This is a genomic window from Streptomyces sp. NPDC028928, assembly GCF_055564915.1.
Window position 1 is genome coordinate 359,587 of record NZ_JBVHVI010000003.1, and the last position, 15,379, is coordinate 374,965.

General features: G+C 72.3%; 14 protein-coding genes. 10 read left to right on the forward strand and 4 right to left on the reverse strand.

Features of this window, described 5'->3' with window-relative positions; all coding sequences use genetic code 11:
- Positions 1 to 47: 47 nt before the first annotated feature.
- Positions 48 to 851: an exodeoxyribonuclease III gene (locus tag ACZ4U1_RS10735; RefSeq protein WP_467902010.1), complete on the forward strand. Its 804-nt coding sequence runs from the start codon at positions 48 to 50 to the stop codon at positions 849 to 851.
- Here the strand turns inward: ACZ4U1_RS10735 and ACZ4U1_RS10740 are convergent.
- Positions 839 to 1,477: a MerR family transcriptional regulator gene (locus ACZ4U1_RS10740; RefSeq protein ID WP_467902275.1), complete on the reverse strand. Its 639-nt coding sequence runs from the start codon at positions 1,475 to 1,477 to the stop codon at positions 839 to 841. The genes ACZ4U1_RS10735 and ACZ4U1_RS10740 overlap by 13 nt on opposite strands.
- Before the next feature lie 177 nt (positions 1,478 to 1,654).
- Between ACZ4U1_RS10740 and ACZ4U1_RS10745 the strand changes: the two genes are divergently transcribed.
- The 4 genes from ACZ4U1_RS10745 (at position 1,655) to ACZ4U1_RS10760 (ending at position 5,278) form a co-directional block, all read left to right on the forward strand.
- Positions 1,655 to 3,163, forward strand: coding sequence for a flavin-containing monooxygenase (locus tag ACZ4U1_RS10745; RefSeq protein ID WP_467902012.1), 1,509 nt, complete (start codon positions 1,655 to 1,657; stop codon positions 3,161 to 3,163).
- On the forward strand, positions 3,160 to 4,095 hold the full coding sequence (locus ACZ4U1_RS10750; protein WP_467902013.1) for an alpha/beta fold hydrolase: 936 nt from the start codon (positions 3,160 to 3,162) through the stop codon (positions 4,093 to 4,095). The genes ACZ4U1_RS10745 and ACZ4U1_RS10750 overlap by 4 nt, the downstream gene beginning before the upstream one ends.
- A complete protein-coding gene (locus ACZ4U1_RS10755) occupies positions 4,092 to 4,976 on the forward strand; it encodes an SDR family oxidoreductase (protein WP_467902015.1) in 885 nt (294 codons plus the stop codon). The genes ACZ4U1_RS10750 and ACZ4U1_RS10755 overlap by 4 nt, the downstream gene beginning before the upstream one ends.
- An 89-nt stretch (positions 4,977 to 5,065) precedes the next feature.
- Positions 5,066 to 5,278, forward strand: coding sequence for a hypothetical protein (locus ACZ4U1_RS10760; protein ID WP_467902016.1), 213 nt, complete (start codon positions 5,066 to 5,068; stop codon positions 5,276 to 5,278).
- A 58-nt stretch (positions 5,279 to 5,336) separates the two neighbouring features.
- On the opposite strand, the gene ACZ4U1_RS10765 is transcribed toward ACZ4U1_RS10760, so the two are convergent.
- The gene (locus ACZ4U1_RS10765) at positions 5,337 to 8,702 is read right to left on the reverse strand and encodes a S41 family peptidase (RefSeq protein ID WP_467902017.1); all 3,366 of its coding nucleotides are present in this window, start codon (positions 8,700 to 8,702) and stop codon (positions 5,337 to 5,339) included.
- 149 nt (positions 8,703 to 8,851) lie between these two features.
- Here ACZ4U1_RS10765 and ACZ4U1_RS10770 point away from each other — a divergent pair, with 149 nt between their 5' ends.
- The 5 genes from ACZ4U1_RS10770 (at position 8,852) to ACZ4U1_RS10790 (ending at position 13,613) form a co-directional block, all read left to right on the forward strand.
- Entirely contained in the window at positions 8,852 to 9,454 is a 603-nt protein-coding gene (locus ACZ4U1_RS10770; RefSeq protein WP_467902019.1) for a TetR/AcrR family transcriptional regulator, read from the forward strand.
- A gap of 102 nt (positions 9,455 to 9,556) precedes the next feature.
- Positions 9,557 to 11,761: an MMPL family transporter gene (locus ACZ4U1_RS10775; protein ID WP_467902020.1), complete on the forward strand. Its 2,205-nt coding sequence runs from the start codon at positions 9,557 to 9,559 to the stop codon at positions 11,759 to 11,761.
- Positions 11,762 to 11,902: 141 nt separating this feature from the next.
- Positions 11,903 to 12,418, forward strand: coding sequence for a YbaK/EbsC family protein (locus tag ACZ4U1_RS10780; RefSeq protein ID WP_467902021.1), 516 nt, complete (start codon positions 11,903 to 11,905; stop codon positions 12,416 to 12,418).
- Positions 12,415 to 13,260: an EamA family transporter gene (locus ACZ4U1_RS10785; protein WP_467902022.1), complete on the forward strand. Its 846-nt coding sequence runs from the start codon at positions 12,415 to 12,417 to the stop codon at positions 13,258 to 13,260. The genes ACZ4U1_RS10780 and ACZ4U1_RS10785 overlap by 4 nt, the downstream gene beginning before the upstream one ends.
- Positions 13,261 to 13,337: 77 nt before the next feature.
- Positions 13,338 to 13,613 carry a DUF1876 domain-containing protein gene (locus tag ACZ4U1_RS10790; protein ID WP_467902023.1) on the forward strand — a complete coding sequence of 92 codons (276 nt, stop codon included), beginning with the start codon at positions 13,338 to 13,340 and terminating at the stop codon, positions 13,611 to 13,613.
- A gap of 34 nt (positions 13,614 to 13,647) precedes the next feature.
- On the opposite strand, the gene ACZ4U1_RS10795 is transcribed toward ACZ4U1_RS10790, so the two are convergent.
- Both ACZ4U1_RS10795 and ACZ4U1_RS10800 read right to left on the reverse strand, forming a co-directional pair.
- Positions 13,648 to 14,808 (reverse strand): serine hydrolase domain-containing protein, encoded by a 1,161-nt coding sequence (locus ACZ4U1_RS10795; protein WP_467902277.1) that lies wholly within the window; start codon positions 14,806 to 14,808, stop codon positions 13,648 to 13,650.
- Positions 14,809 to 14,884: 76 nt separating this feature from the next.
- A complete protein-coding gene (locus ACZ4U1_RS10800) occupies positions 14,885 to 15,331 on the reverse strand; it encodes an organic hydroperoxide resistance protein (RefSeq protein ID WP_467902024.1) in 447 nt (148 codons plus the stop codon).
- Positions 15,332 to 15,379: the final 48 nt, after the last annotated feature.

Sequence of the window (15,379 nt, forward strand, 5' to 3'; positions counted from 1 at the left end):
GCCCGTGATTTTGCGGACCCGGACCAGTGTGCCGGTATCGTGCCCTGGTGCTGACTGTGACCTCGGTGAACGTGAACGGACTGCGGGCCGCCGCGAAGAAGGGCTTCGTGGAGTGGCTCGCCGGGACCGAGGCGGATGTGGTCTGCCTGCAGGAGGTGCGCGCCGAGCCGCACCAGCTGCCCGAGGAGGTCCGGCAGCCCGACGGCTGGTACGTGGTGCACGCCCCGGCCGCCGCCAAGGGCCGCGCGGGCGTCTCCCTCTACACGCGGCGCGAGCCCGACCGGGTCCGGGTCGGCTTCGGCTCCGCCGAGTTCGACGGCAGCGGACGGTACGTCGAGGCCGAGCTGCCCGGCGTCACCGTCGCCTCCCTCTATCTCCCCTCCGGCGAGGTCGGTACCGAGCGGCAGGACGAGAAGATCCGCTTCATGGACGCGTTCCTCGCCCATCTGAAGGAGCTGCGGGAGCGGGCCGCCGCCGACGGGCGCGAGGTCCTCGTCTGCGGCGACTGGAACATCGCCCACCAGCAGGCCGACCTGAAGAACTGGCGCGGCAACACCAAGAACTCCGGCTTCCTGCCCGAGGAGCGGGACTGGCTCGGCCGGGTGTTCGCCGCCGGCGAGGGCGGGTACGTCGACGTGGTCCGCGCCCTGCACCCCGACGCCGAGGGGCCGTACACCTGGTGGTCGTACCGGGGGCGGGCCTTCGACAACGACTCCGGCTGGCGTATCGACTACCACGTCGCCACGCCCGGGCTGGCCGGCAAGGCGGTCAAGGGTCTGGTGGAGCGCGCGGCCACGCATGCCGAGCGCTGGTCGGACCACGCGCCGGTCACGGTCGTCTACGACCTCTGAGGCCGTTGCTCCGGTTTGTTCAGCCGGCGGTCCAGTGCCAGTGAGAGTTCCGCCTCCACGACACTGCGGGCCAGTGGGCGCAGTCGTGGCAGGTCCTCCTCGGGGGCGTGGCGCAGGACCAGGTCGGCGAAGAGTTCGGCCAGGGCGTCGGCGTGTTCGCGGACACGGGCGCCGGCCGCCAGTACCTCGGCGAGCGGGATGCCCTCGCGGACCAGTGCGGACGACACGTCCAGCAGGCGCCGGCTGATGTGGACGATCGCGTCGCCGTCGGTGCCGAGGTAGCCCAGCTCCATGGCGGCCGCGAGGTTCTCCGGGGTGACCTCGCCCTCGAAGCGGGCGGCGAGTTCCTCGGGGGTGAGGCGGACCGGCTCCTCCTCGGTGGGGGTGCCGACGCCGAGCAGGTCGGCGACATCGCGGCCCTGGTCGAGGGCGTCCGCGAGCTCCGCGATGCCGTTCAGTGTGTGGCCGCGCTCCAGCAGGGCGGCGATGGTGCGCAGCCGGGCCAGGTGGTGGTCGTCGTACCAGGCGATACGGCCCTCTCGGCGGGGTGGCGGTATCAGCTTGCGTTCGCGGTAGAAGCGCAGGGTGCGCACGGTGATGCCGGCCAGCCGGGCCAGCTCCTCCATGCGGTACTCACGCCTGGCCCCGGGGTGTTCTGCGTCCTCTGCCACTCCCGCAGCCTATGGTGTACCGCCGGTAACTTTCCCGCCCCCGCCCCCTACCGCTCAGTACGCGGCTGCTCTACAGTCCCATTGCGCCAGTAATCACTGGCAGAGTCCTAGGTGATGCGTGGAGGCTTCGGGATGGCCGAGCACGAGCATGTACGGGTGGCGGTGATCGGGTCCGGGTTCGGCGGTCTGGGGGCCGCCGTCCGGCTGCGCCGCGAGGGGATCACCGACTTCGTCGTCCTGGAGCGCGCCGACAGCGTCGGCGGCACCTGGCGGGACAACAGTTACCCCGGGTGCGCCTGCGACGTGCCCTCGCACCTCTACTCCTTCTCCTTCGCGCCCAACCCCGACTGGCCGCGCACCTTCTCCGGGCAGCGCCACATCCGCGCCTACCTGGAGCATGTCACCGACCTTTTCGGACTGCGCCCGCACATCCGCTTCGACTCCGAGGTCAAGCTGATGACCTGGGACAACGACAAGCTGCGGTGGAACATCGAGACCACCCGCGGCGCGCTGAGCGCCGACGTCGTGGTCTCCGCCACCGGGCCGCTGTCCGACCCGAAGGTCCCCGAGATCCCGGGCCTCGACTCCTTCCCGGGCAAGGTGTTCCACTCCGCCCGCTGGGACCACGACTACGACCTGCGCGGCAAGCGGGTCGCCATGGTCGGCACCGGCGCCTCCGCGATCCAGATCGTGCCCGCCATCCAGCCCCAGGCCGGCCGGCTCACCCTCTTCCAGCGCACCCCGCCGTGGGTGATGCCCCGCGTCGACCGGGCGATCAGCGGCGCCGAGCGGTGGCTGCACCGGCGGCTGCCCGTCACCGCCCAGGCCCGGCGCGGGCTGCTGTGGGGCATCCGGGAGTTGCAGGTGCAGGCGTTCACCAAGCGCCCGGACGAACTCGGCCTCGTCGAACAGCTCGCCAAGCGGAACATGGCCCGCGCCATCAAGGACCCGGCCCTGCGCGCCAAGCTCACCCCCGACTACCGCATCGGCTGCAAGCGGATCCTGCTGTCCAGCGAGTACTACCCGGCGCTGGCCAAGCCCAATGTGGACGTCGTCGCGAGCGGGCTGAGCGAGATCCGCGGCTCGACGGTCGTGGCGGCCGACGGCACCGCGGCCGAGGTCGACGCGATCATCTTCGGTACGGGCTTCCACGTCACGGACATGCCCATCGCCGAGCGGGTGGTCGGCGCGGAGGGCGTCACGCTCGCCGAGTCCTGGAAGAGCGGTATGCAGGCGCTGCGCGGCGCCTCGGCGGCGGGGTTCCCGAACTGGATGACGATCATCGGCCCCAACACCGGCCTCGGGAACTCCTCCATGATCCTCATGATCGAGTCCCAGCTGAACTACATGGCCGACTATCTGCGCCAGCTCGACGTCCTCGGCGGCGGTACCGCCCTCGACGCCCGGCCCGGCGCCGTGGAGGCCTGGAACCACAAGGTCCAGGAACGCATGAAACGGACCGTGTGGAACACCGGCGGCTGCACCAGCTGGTACCTGGACGCGAGCGGCCGCAACACCACCATCTGGCCGGGCACGACCACCGAGTTCCGGCGCGCGACCCGGCGGGTGGACCTCGCGGAGTACGAGGTGATCCGGAAGCCCGTGACGGCCCCCGCGCGCAAGAGCGAGGCCGTCGCATGAGCCGCACCGCCTCCGTCACGAGCGGCCCCTACGCCCCGCCCGTCCCCGCCCGCACCCTCACCGCCGTCTCCGCCGACGGCGCGCGGCTGCACGTCGAGGTGCACGGCCCGGAGAACGCGCCCCCGGTCGTCCTCTCCCACGGCTGGACCTGCTCGACGGCGTTCTGGGCGGCCCAGGTACGGGAGCTGGCGGCCGACCACCGGGTCATCGCCTACGACCAGAGGGGGCACGGGCGCAGTCCCGCGAGCCCCGCGTGCACCACCCAGGCGCTGGCGGACGATCTCGAAGCGGTGCTCGCGGCGACTCTCGCGCCCGGGGAGAAGGCGGTCGTCGTCGGCCACTCCATGGGCGGCATGACGGTCATGGCCGCGTCCGGCCGCCCCCGCTTCCAAGACCACGCCGCCGCCGTCCTGCTGTGCAGCACGGGCAGTTCGCGGCTGGTCGCCGAGGCGCGCGTGGTGCCGTTGCGCGCCGGGCGGGTGCGCACCTGGATCACCGGGCGCATCCTCGGTTCGCGCGCCCCCCTCGGTCCGGTCACGCCGCTCGCGATGCGTGTCCTCAAGTACGCCACCATGGGCGCCGGTTCCGCCCCGCACCGGGTGGAGGCCTGCGCGCGGATCGTGCACGCCTGCCCGCGCGCCGTCCGACATGCCTGGTCGGCCGTTCTCTCGGCGCTCGACCTCGACCACGGCGTACGGGAGTTGAGCCCGCCCACCGCGGTGGTGCAGGGCACCGACGACCGGCTCACACCCCCGGTGCACGCCCGGGCGCTGGCCGCCGCGCTGCCGCACTGCGTCGGCCTCACCGAGCTGCCCGGCATCGGCCACATGACCCCGATCGAGGCGCCCGAGCTGGTGACCGGCCGGATACGGGAACTCGTCGACACCTATGTCACGGGGGCCGACCCCGTGCGGATCAAGGAGGTCGCATGAGCAGGGTCAGCCTCGAAGGGCAGGTCGCGGTCGTCACCGGAGCGGCCCGCGGCGTCGGCGAGCTGCTGGCGCGCAAACTCTCCGCGCGCGGGGCGAAGGTCGCGCTGGTCGGACTGGAGGAGGAGGCGCTCAAGGAGGTCTCCGGGCGGCTGCACACCGACAGCGCCCACTGGTACGCCGACGTCACCGACCACGAGACGATGAGCCGGGTCGCGCAGGAGGTGAAGGCGCGGTTTGGGAAGGTCGACATCGTCGTCGCCAACGCCGGTGTGGCGACCGGCGGGCCCTTCGCCGACTCCGATCCGCAGGCCTGGCGGCGGGTGATCGAGGTGAACCTGATCGGTTCGGCGGTGACCGCGCGCGCGTTCCTGCCGGTGCTGGTCGAGAGCCGCGGCTATCTGCTGCAGATCGCCTCGCTCGCCGCGATCACCCCGGCGCCGATGATGACGGCGTACTGCGCGTCCAAGTCGGGTGTGGAGGCGTACGCGCACAGTCTGCGCGCCGAGGTCGGCTACCAGGGCGTGCGGGTCGGCGTCGGGTACCTGTCCTGGACCGACACCGACATGGTGCGCGGCGCCGACCAGGACGACGTGATGCGGGAGCTGCGCCAGCGGCTGCCGTGGCCGTCGAACAAGACGTACCCGCTGGGTCCCGCGGTGGACCGGCTCGTGGCCGGGATCGAGCGGCGCTCGGCGCATGTGTACGGGCAGTGGTGGCTGCGGGGCATGCAGGGCGTGCGCGGGTATCTGCCGGCGCTCATCGGGACGGTCGGACAGCGCGAGATGAAGCGGTTCGCGCCGCGGCTGCAGGGGATGCGCTCGGGGCTCGTCGGCGCAGGTGGGGCGGCCGACGAGGCAGCCAGGGCTACGCAGCGTGACTGATCGACATGCAGGGCGTGTTCGGGCGTGTGAATCTGGTCGAGGCCCCACAGAGGGGCCTGAACCCCCACCCACCACGGGAGTGAACCCACATGGGTATGAAGGACCAGTTCCAGGACAAGTCGCGCCAGGCCAAGGAGCAGGCCAAGGAGAAGATGGGCCAGGCCAAGGAGAAGGCCGGCCAGCGCGGTCAGCAGAGCGGCCGGCAGGGCCAGCAGCCGCAGCGCGGCGGTCAGAACTACCGTGACATCGAGGACACGGAGCAGCAGGTGGAGGACCGGCTCCGCCGGGACTACGAGTCCTAGCCGCTGAGCTTCGGTCGGCGTGGGGCGCCCTTCTTCCCGGAGGGCGCCCCACGTTCCGTCATGTGCCGGTCCGCGGCGGCAGCTTCGGACGCGAGCGGTTCGGCACGTCGCTGTAGTCCGGGGGGATCGCCGCCGGGTTGGTCTCCAGCAGGCTCAGCGCCAGCTCCACCGCGTCGGCCAGCTGGGCGTGGCGCCCCTCGGCCCAGTCGAGGGGGGTGCGCACGATCTCCAGGTCGGGGGCGACGCCGTGGTTCTCGACGGACCAGCCGTAGGCGTCGAACCAGGCCGCGTTCATCGGGACGGTGATGACGGTGCCGTCACCGAGCCGGTGCCGCCCGGTCATGCCGACGACTCCGCCCCAGGTGCGCTGGCCGACGACCGGGCCGAGCTTCAGCAGCCTGAAGGCCGCGGTGATCATGTCGCCGTCGGACGAGGTCGCCTCGTCGGCCAGGGCCACCACCGGACCCCGCGGGGCGTTCGAGGTGTACGACACCGGTTGCGCGTCCCGGGTCAGGTCCCAGCCCAGGATCGTACGGGTCAGCTTCTCTATGACGAGTTCGCTGATGTGCCCGCCCGCGTTGCCGCGCACGTCCACGATCAGCGCGGGCCGGGACACCTCCATCCGCAGGTCGCGGTTGAACTGGGCCCAGCCGGAGCCGCCCATGTCGGGGATGTGCAGATAGCCGCACTTGCCGCCGCTCAACTCCCGCACCACGGCCCGGCGTTTGGCCACCCAGTCCTGGTAGCGCAGCGGCCGTTCGTCGATGAGCGGGACGACGGCCACCCGCCGCGCGTGCCCGGTGTCGCCCTCGGCCGTGAGGAACGTCAGCTCCACCGTCGTACCGCCCGAGCCGGCCAGCAGCGGATACGGGCCGGTCACCGGGTCGACCGGGCGGCCGTCGACGTGGGTCAGGACGGCGCCCTCGCGGATGCCCGTGCCGGCCAGCGGGGAGCGGGCCTTGGAGTCGGAGGAGTCGCCGGGCAGGATCCGCTTGACCACCCAGCGGCCGTCGCGGCGGACGAAGTTGGCGCCGAGCAGGCCCTGCCAGCGCTGGTAGTGGGGCGGGCCCTCGTTGCGGCGGGCGGCGGTGACATAGGCGTGGGAGGTGCCCAGTTCGCCGAGGACCTCGCGCAGCAGGTCGGCGAACTCGTCGGGGGAGGCGACGCGTTCGACCAGTGGGCGGTACTGGTCGAGCACCGCGTCCCAGTCGATTCCGCACATGCCCGGCTCCCAGAAGTAGGCGCGGATCAGACGCCCCGCCTCGTCGTACGCCTGGCGCCACTCGGCGGGCGGGTCGGCCTCGTGCAGGATCCGGCGTACGTCGATCCAGACGGTCGAGTCGGCGTCGCCGATCTCGGTCGACGGCACCGCCCGCAGGTCGCCCTCGTCCACCACGACGAGCCGGGTGCCGTCGCCGCTCACCGCGAACCAGTCCAGGTGGTCGACGAGTTCGGACTTCTTCGCCTTGGTGATGTTGAAGTACTCCAGGGTCGGGCGTCCGCTGGTGTCGGCCGGGTTGACGAAGGTCTCGCCGAGCGCCCCGGAGATCGGCCAGCGCAGCCAGACCAGACCGCCGCCCGCGACGGGGTGCAGCCCGGAGTACTTGGAGGCGATCACCGGGAACGGCGTGACCCGGTTCGCCAGTCCCTCCACCTCGACCGTCACCGCGCCGGCCTCGCCGGTCTCCTCGTCCTCCAGCGGGTCGAGCCCGCCGGCGGCCGGGCGGCCCTCGGGGTTGAGGGCGAAGGGGGAGGGGGTCGCGGAGGAGAGCGGGACCAGGTAGGGGCGGCAGCCGAGCGGGAAGGACAGGTCGCCGGTGTGCACGTCGTAGACCGGGTCGAAGCCGCGCCAGGAGAGGAAGGCGAGGTAGCGGCCGTCGCGGGTGAAGACCGGGTTCTCGTCCTCGAAGCGGCCGTTCGTCACGTCCACGATCAGCCGGTCCTTGATGCGGGCCAGCTTGATCTGGCGCAGGGAGCGGCCGATGCCGGGGTGCGACCAGGCGATCCAGCAGCCGTCGGGGGAGAAGGCGAGGTCGCGGACCGGGCCGTTGACGGACCGGATCAGCTCGGTGACGGTGCCGCGCGGTCCGGCGGCACCGGGCTCATCGCTCCCGGCCTGCGGCTCCTGCGACTCCTGTGGCTCCGGTGTCTCCGTCTCCGCCTCCGCCCCTGTCTCCGCCTCCGCCCCTGTCTCCGTCTCCTCCTCCGTCTCCTCCTCCGGCACGTCGATCAGCAGCAGCCGGCCGTCGTGCGAGGCCACGGCCAGGCGTTCGCCCTGGGGGTCGGAGACCAGCTCCAGGACCCGGCCCAGGGTGCCGGAGGCCGGCCGGCGGGGGGCGCGGCCGCCGGTGGCGCGGGGAAGGTGGACGATCTCGACGGTGTCCGCGCCCTCGGCGTCGGTGACGTAGGCGATCTGCCCGGTGGAGCCCAGCATCTCCGGCAGCCGTACCCGGACGCCGGGCGTGTCGGTGATCGTACGGGCCGGGCCGTCGCGGTGGGTCAGCCAGTACAGGCTGCCGCGGACGACGACCGCGCTGGCCCGGCCGGTCTCGTCCGGCGAGATGCCGTCGATGTTCTGCGCGGCCGGCACCTGGTAGCGGCGGCGGCCGGTGCGCGGCCCGGCGAGCCGGATGTCGAGCTTGCGCGGTACGCCGTCCGGGGAGAGGTCGTCCACCAGCCACAGGTCACCCGCGCACTGGTAGACCACCCGCTCGCCGTCGCTGGAGGCGTGCCGGGCGTAGAAGGCGTCGTGGTCGGTGTGCCGGCGCAGGTCGGTGCCGTCGTGGGCGCAGGAGTAGAGGTTGCCGACGCCCTCGTGGTCGGAGAGGAAGGCGATCCGGCCGGCGACGAACAGGGGGCAGGCCAGATGGCCGTCGAGGTCCGGCAGCAGCCGCTGCCCGTGCAGCCACAGCCGGCCCATGGCACCGCCGCGGTACCGCTTCCAGGCGGCCGGTTCGTGCGGCGGGGTGCCGGTGAGCAGCAGGGTCTTGTGGACGCCGTCCACGTCGGCGACCTGGATGTCGGTGACCGGGCCCCAGGGCAGCCGGCCGCCCGGGTCGCCGTCGGCGGGGACCTTGTAGGCCCAGGTGAAGTGCGAGAAGGGCTGGCCGTGGGAGGCCACGGCGAGGATGTCGCCGTCCGGGGTCCAGCCGCACACCTGGGTGTCGGCGCTGCCCCAGTACGTCAACTGCCGGGCGGGTCCGCCGTCGACGTCGACGAGGTGGATCTCGGGGACGAGGCTGCGCCAGGTCGTGTAGGCGATCCGGCGGCCGTCGGGCGAGAAGCGAGGGTGTCCGGCCTTGGTGCGGTCCGCGGTGAGCCGCCAGGCGCGGCCCGGGGCGTCGAGGGGGGCCAGCCAGAGGTCGTCCTCGGCGACGAAGCAGAGCAGGTCACCACTGAGGTGGGGAAGGCGCAGATAGCTCACCTCCCCATGCTTTTCCGGTGCACCGGCGCCAGCAACTTATGGGGGCTTCACCTTCGTGACCCAGCACACGTACGAAACGGTTTCGTTTCGCAAGTGCAGGGGGTATCTTCTTGGATGTACGAAGACTCCGGAGCGGGAAGGTGACGGGCATGACCGAAGCCGTGGCGGCGACGCGTCGCAGCCGGATCACGCCCGAGCGCGAGGCCGAGCTGTACGAGGCCGTGCTCGACCTGCTCCGGGAGGTCGGCTACGACGCCCTGACGATGGACGCCGTGGCCGCCCGCACCCGGTCCAGCAAGGCCACGCTCTACCGCCAGTGGGGCGGCAAGGCCGAACTGGTCGCCAAGGCCGTGCGGCACAACAAGCCGGGCCGGGTCGGGGACGTCGACACCGGTTCCCTCAAGGGCGATCTGCACGCGCTCACCCTGCGTGCGGACGACTGCGAGATGGAGCAGAGTTCCGCGCTGATGCGGGGCCTGGCCATGGCGGTGCACGGCAACCCGGATCTGCTCAAGGCGTTCCGGGAGCACCTCATCGAGCCGGAGATGGCGGACTTCCGCCGCGTGCTGCAACGGGCGGTCGACCGGGGCGAGATCCGTGCGGACAACCCCGCGATCGGGTTCGTGATGCACATGATGGTCGGCGCGTTCGCCGCCCGCACCATGATCGACGAACAGCCGCCGACCCAGACCTTCCTCCTTTCGTACATCGACGCCGTGGTCCTCCCCGCCCTCGGCGTTCCCACGAGCTGAACCCTCTCCCCAGCAAGCCCACCACCTGACGTCACCGCTCACGTCGTCGGGCTGATCGCCCCTGCCCAGCTGAACCCAACGACTGACCGGGAGTACGCCTCCGTGGCCACGTTCCTCTACAAACTCGGCCGCCTCGCCTTCCGGCGACGGCACTTCGTCGCCCTCATATGGGTCGCGCTGCTCACCCTCGCCGGGGTGGGCGCCGCCTCCGCGCCGGCCGCCGGCAACACGTCCTTCTCCATCCCCGGCACCGAGGCCCAGAAGGCCTTCGACCTGCTGGAACAGCGCTTCCCCGGGATGAGCGCCGACGGCGCCACCGCCCGGGTCGTCTTCAAGGCCCCGCAGGGCGAGAAGATGACGGACTCCGCCAACAAGGCGGCCGTCCGCAAGACCGTCAAGGAGCTGGGCAGCGGCTCCGAGGTCGCCTCCGTCGCCGACCCCTACACCGGGCACGCCGTCAGCAAGAACGGCACCATCGCCTACGCCTCGGTGAAGTACAAGGTCTCCGGCATGGAGCTGGAGGACTCCTCCAAGGACGCCCTGAAGGAGGCCGCGCAGGACGCGCGGGACGCGGGCCTCACCGTCGAGGTCGGCGGTGACGCGCTGACCGCGACCCCCGAGACCGGCTCCAGCGAGGTCATCGGCATCGCGGTGGCCGCGGTCGTCCTCGTGATCACCTTCGGTTCGCTGCTCGCGGCCGGATTCCCGCTGCTCACCGCCATCATCGGGGTCGGCATCGGCGTCTCCACGATCACCGCGCTCGCCAGCGCCCTGGACCTGGGCTCCACAACCTCCACCCTGGCATCGATGATCGGCCTCGCCGTCGGCATCGACTACGCCCTGTTCATCGTCTCCCGCTACCGCGCCGAACTGGCCGAGGGCCGCGAGCGCGAGGACGCGGCCGGCCGCGCGGTCGGTACGGCGGGCTCGGCGGTGGTCTTCGCGGGCCTGACCGTCGTCATCGCCCTGGTCGGCCTGTCCGTCGTCAACATCCCGATGCTGACGAAGATGGGCGTCGCGGCGGCGGGCACGGTCGCCATCGCCGTCCTCATCGCCCTGACCATGATCCCGGCGCTGCTCGGCTACGCCGGCCGCCGGATCAAGCCGGCGGGCGAGAAGAGCAAGCTGCTCGGCGGCGGCCGTACGCCGAAGGAGCCGGGCCGTCCGAACATGGGCACCCGCTGGGCCGGCTTCGTCGTCCGCCGCCCGGTCGCCGTCCTCCTGCTCGGCGTCCTCGGCCTCGGCGCGGCGGCGGTCCCGGCCGCCTCCCTGGAGCTGGGCCTGCCCGACGACGGCTCCCAGCCCGTCTCCACCACCCAGCGGCGCGCCTACGACCTGCTCTCCGAGGGCTTCGGACCCGGCTTCAACGGCCCGCTGATGGTCGTCGTCGACGCCAAGGGCAGCGACGACCCCAAGGCGGCCTTCACCAAGGTCGGCGAGGAGATCAAGGGCCTGAAGGACGTCGTCACGGTCACCCCGGCCGCGCCCAACAAGGCCGGCGACACCGCGACGATCACGGTGGTGCCGAACTCCAAGCCGTCCTCGACCACCACCGAGGACCTGGTGCACGCCATCCGCGACAAGGGCGCGGACGTCGCCCAGGAGACCGGCTCCCAGGTCCTGGTCACCGGCTCGACGGCGATGAACATCGACGTCTCGCAGAAACTGAACGACGCGCTGCTGCCGTACCTGGCCCTGGTGGTGGGCCTGGCGTTCCTGCTCCTGATCGTGGTCTTCCGCTCGGTCCTGGTCCCGCTGAAGGCGGCCCTCGGCTTCCTGCTCAGCGTGATGGCGGCCCTCGGCGCCGTGGTCGCGGTCTTCCAGTGGGGCTGGCTGTCCGGCCTGATGAACGTCGAGGAGACCGGGCCGGTCATGTCGATGATGCCGATCTTCATGGTGGGCGTCGTCTTCGGCCTCGCGATGGACTACGAGGTGTTCCTCGTGACCCGCATGCGGGAGGCGTACGTCCACGGCGAGCGGCCCAGCCAGGCCGTGGTGACCGGCTTCAAGCACGGCGCCCGCGTCGTCACCGCCGCCGCCGTCATCATGATGGCCGTCTTCTCCGGCTTCATCGGCTCCAGCGAGTCGATGGTCAAGATGATCGGCTTCGGCCTCGCGATCGCCGTCTTCTTCGACGCGTTCATCGTCCGCATGGCCATCGTCCCGGCGGTCCTCGCCCTCCTCGGCAAGCGCGCCTGGTGGCTGCCGAAGTGGCTCGACCGCGCGCTGCCCAACGTGGACGTCGAGGGCGAGGGCCTGCGCGCCCACGCCGACCCGGAGGAGGAGAAGGAGCTGGTACGCGCCTGACGCGCAACGCCTCTTGAACGAGCGGCCGGTGAGGGTGCCCGCGGTGACGGAGCCGCACCCTCACCGGCTTTTCGCCGTCGGCTGATCACGGCCGGTAAATCCGCGTGAGCTCGCCGCAGGCGATGTCGTACCGTGCCGACCATGACGACGAAAGCCGCCACTGACGCCGAAGACTTCGGGGCTCATCCCCGGTTCGCCGAAGCGCTGCGGGCGCTCGGGCTGGAGGAGGTGCTCGCGCGTAGCCGGCGGTTTCCGGAGGCGACGCGGACCGCTGCCGAGGCCGCCGCTGCCATCGGGTGCGAGTTGAGTCAGATCTGCAAGTCGCTGGTGTTCGCCGCCGACGGGGTGCCGGTGCTGGTGCTGATGGACGGGGCCTCGCGGGTGGATGTGGAGCGGGTGCGGGAGGAGTTGGGGGCCGGGGAGGTCGGCCGGGTCGATGCGGGGGTGGTGCGGGAGACCACCGGGTACGCCATCGGCGGGGTGCCGCCCTTCGGGCACCGTACGCGCACGCGTGTGCTCGCCGACCGGTCGCTGCTCGCGCACGACGTGGTGTGGGCGGCGGCCGGGACGCCGTACACCGTCTTTCCGGTCGAGCCGAAGGAACTCGTCGCCCACGCGGGCGCGACGCTGGTGGACGTGCGCGAGCAGCAGGCGTGACGCCGGCCGTCGCGGCGGCCGTTCTGGTCGCCGCCGTCACCCACGCCAGCTGGAACGCCATCGCCCACCGCATCACCGACAAGCTGGTCGGGTTCGCTCTCATATCCGGTGGCGGCCTGGTGATCGGGCTCGCGATCACGCCGTTCGCGGGCTTCCCGGCGGGGGCCGCCTGGCCGTACCTGTTCGCGTCGGCCGCCGTGCACATCGCCTACTACACCCTGCTGATGACCTCGTTCCGGCTGGGTGACTTCGGGCAGGCGTACCCCATCGCGCGCGGCAGCGCCCCGCTCGTCGTGACGTTGCTCGCCGCCGTCTTCGCGCACGAGGTGCCCGGCGCCTGGGCGGGCGCCGGTGTCGCCGTGTCCTGCCTGGGACTCGGCGGGGTCGGGCTGTGGGGACTGCGCGGGAAGCGGCCCGACTGGGCGGCGATCGGCGCGGCCCTCGCCACCGGTCTGACGATCGCCGCGTACACGGTCATCGACGGCATGGGAGTCCGGGCGGCGCACACCTCGCTCGGGTACATCGCCTGGCTCATGGTCGTCCAGGGCTCGGTCCTGCCCGCGTTCCTGTACGCCCGCGCGCGGGGCGACACGGTACGGCTGCTCCGGCCGTACGCCGCCCTCGGGCTGCTCGGCGCCGCCCTGTCCGTCGCCGCGTACGCCCTGGTGCTGTGGGCCCAGACCCGCGCCGCGCTCGCCCCGATCGCCGCCCTGCGCGAGTCGTCCATCATCGTCGGCGCGGCCATCGGCGCCCTGTTCTTCAAGGAGCGCTTCGGCGCGCCCCGGATCGTGGCGGCGGGCCTGGTGGTCGTCGGGATCGGGCTGATGCTGCGCGCCGGTTAGCGGCCGCCCAGCCCGACATGACGGGCCGGGGTGCCGTGGCGCACCCTGGAATCAGCGGTTTTTCGGAGGTGGTCGTCATGATGCACACCGCTGTGGGATGGCACGTCGAGCTCGAGTTCCAGGAGGACGATCAGCACACGCGCGCGGTGGCTCTGGTGCGCTTGCCCGACGGCAGCGAGGTGCGGGCCCACGGCCGTGCCAGCCGGCACCGCGTGGACGCGAACCAGCCCCGGGTCGGTGAGGAGATCGCCGGCGCCCGTGCCCTGAACGAACTGGCCATGCAGCTGCTGACCAAGGCCCACGAGGAGATCGACCAGGCGTCCGGGCGGACCTCGCACCCCATCCACGTGTGACACGCGCCCGGCGCGTGCCGAGGGCGCCCGCGGATCAGGCGAGCGCCGTGCGTACCGCTCGTACCAGCGCCTGCGCCCTCGGGTCCGCCGTCACGCTCCGCCGGAAGCCGTTGGTGACATAGCCGAAGGCGACACCGGTCTCCGGGTCGGCGAAGCCGAGCGCGCCGCCCCGGCCGGGGTGGCCGAAGGAGGCGGGGGAGAGCAGCGGGGACGCGGCGCCGTGCAGCATGTAGCCGAGGCCGAACCGGGTGCCGACCACCAGCACCCGGTCCGGCCCGGCGGACCGCTCGGCCCGGGCCAGCTCCATGGTCCCCGGGGTGAACAGCCGCGTGCCGCCGTCCACCTCGCCGATGAGCGAGGCGTAGAAGCGGGCCAGTCCGTCGGCCGTGGCGATGCCGTTGGAGGCGGGCAGGGCGGCGGCGCGGTACGCGGGGTCGTTCTCGTCGGGAAGCGGGGTGATCGCGGCGAACGCGCGGCGGGTCAGCGACTCCGGGTCGGCGTAGGCCTCGGCGACCGCGCGCTTGGGGCGGGTCCGCAGACCGCCCGCGCTCTCGGGCGCCTCCACCGGGCCGACGCGGCCCACGCGCGCGTGCTCCGACTCCGGCAGACCGAGCCACAGGTCCGCGCCGGCCGGACGGGCGATCTCGTCCGCTATCCAGTCGCCGACCGGGCGGCCGGTGACCCGGCGGAGCAGTTCGCCGGTGAGCCAGCTGTAGGTCTGGGCGTGGTAGCCGTGGTCCGTGCCCGGCTCCCACACCGGCGCCTGTGCGGCGACGGCCGCGGCGCCCCGGTCGGGGTCGGCGGCCTCGGCGGGCGTCAGCGGGCGGTCCAGCACGGGCACGCCCGCGCGGTGCGCCAGCAGGTCCCGCACGCGCGTGTGATCCTTGCCGGCCGCCTTGTACTCCGGCCAGTACGTGCCGACCGGGGCGTCCAGGTCCAGCTCACCGCGCTGGTGCAGGAGCAGGAGGGCGGCTGCGGCGACGCCCTTGGTGGCCGAGCGCACGACCTGCGCGGTGCCGGACTCCCAGGGAGCCGTGCCGTCCACGTCCTTCGTCCCGGCCCACAGGTCCACGACCCGGTGTCCGTCGCGGTAGACGGCGACGGCCGCGCCGCGCTCGCCGGCTTGCGCGAAGTTCGCGGCGAACGCCTCCCTGACCGGCTCGAAGCCCTCGGCCACCGTGCCGTTCACGTTCACATCCACGCCGGGTCCCTTCACTCGCTTACGACCATGAGTGAAACACGGGGGCGCGGCCTTGGATTCCTCAGTACGCCTAGCCCAGCAGAATCGACACGTCGATGTTGCCGCGCGTCGCGTTCGAGTACGGGCAGACCTCGTGCGCCGCGTCCACCAGCCGGGCCGCCAGCTCCGGGTCCAGGACCGGCAGGGAGACGCTGAGGGCGACCGCGAGGCCGTAGCCGCGGTGCCTGTTCGGGCCGATGCCGACCTTCGCGGCCACGGTGGAGCCCGTCAGGTCGTAGCCCGCGCGGTTGCCGACCAGGATCAGCGCGTTGTGGAAGCAGGAGCTGAAACCGGCCGCGAACAGCTGCTCCGGGTTGGTGCCGTTGCCGTCGCCGCCCAGCTCCGGAGGCATCGCCACCTTCAGCTCGATCCGGCCGTCCTGGCTGGTGACGTAGCCGTCCCGGCCGCCGTGGGCGGTGGCCTCGGCGACGTACATGATCTTCGTCGGACGCGTGTCGACAGCGGTGCCCTCGGTCATGGCCGGCCTCCCCCGGAACAAGTGGCGCACAAGTACATCGTGCACAAG

Bases quoted from the DNA above. Each gene is read 5' to 3' on its own strand.
- ACZ4U1_RS10740 (WP_467902275.1), bottom strand. From the start codon at position 1,477: ATGGAGGAGCTGGCCCGGCTGGCCGGCATCACCGTGCGCACCCTGCGC.
- ACZ4U1_RS10745 (WP_467902012.1), top strand. From the start codon at position 1,655: ATGGCCGAGCACGAGCATGTACGGGTGGCGGTGATCGGGTCCGGGTTC.
- ACZ4U1_RS10750 (WP_467902013.1), top strand. From the start codon at position 3,160: ATGAGCCGCACCGCCTCCGTCACGAGCGGCCCCTACGCCCCGCCCGTC.
- ACZ4U1_RS10755 (WP_467902015.1), top strand. From the start codon at position 4,092: ATGAGCAGGGTCAGCCTCGAAGGGCAGGTCGCGGTCGTCACCGGAGCG.
- ACZ4U1_RS10760 (WP_467902016.1), top strand. From the start codon at position 5,066: ATGGGTATGAAGGACCAGTTCCAGGACAAGTCGCGCCAGGCCAAGGAG.
- ACZ4U1_RS10770 (WP_467902019.1), top strand. From the start codon at position 8,852: ATGACCGAAGCCGTGGCGGCGACGCGTCGCAGCCGGATCACGCCCGAG.
- ACZ4U1_RS10780 (WP_467902021.1), top strand. From the start codon at position 11,903: ATGACGACGAAAGCCGCCACTGACGCCGAAGACTTCGGGGCTCATCCC.
- ACZ4U1_RS10790 (WP_467902023.1), top strand. From the start codon at position 13,338: ATGATGCACACCGCTGTGGGATGGCACGTCGAGCTCGAGTTCCAGGAG.
- ACZ4U1_RS10800 (WP_467902024.1), bottom strand. From the start codon at position 15,331: ATGACCGAGGGCACCGCTGTCGACACGCGTCCGACGAAGATCATGTAC.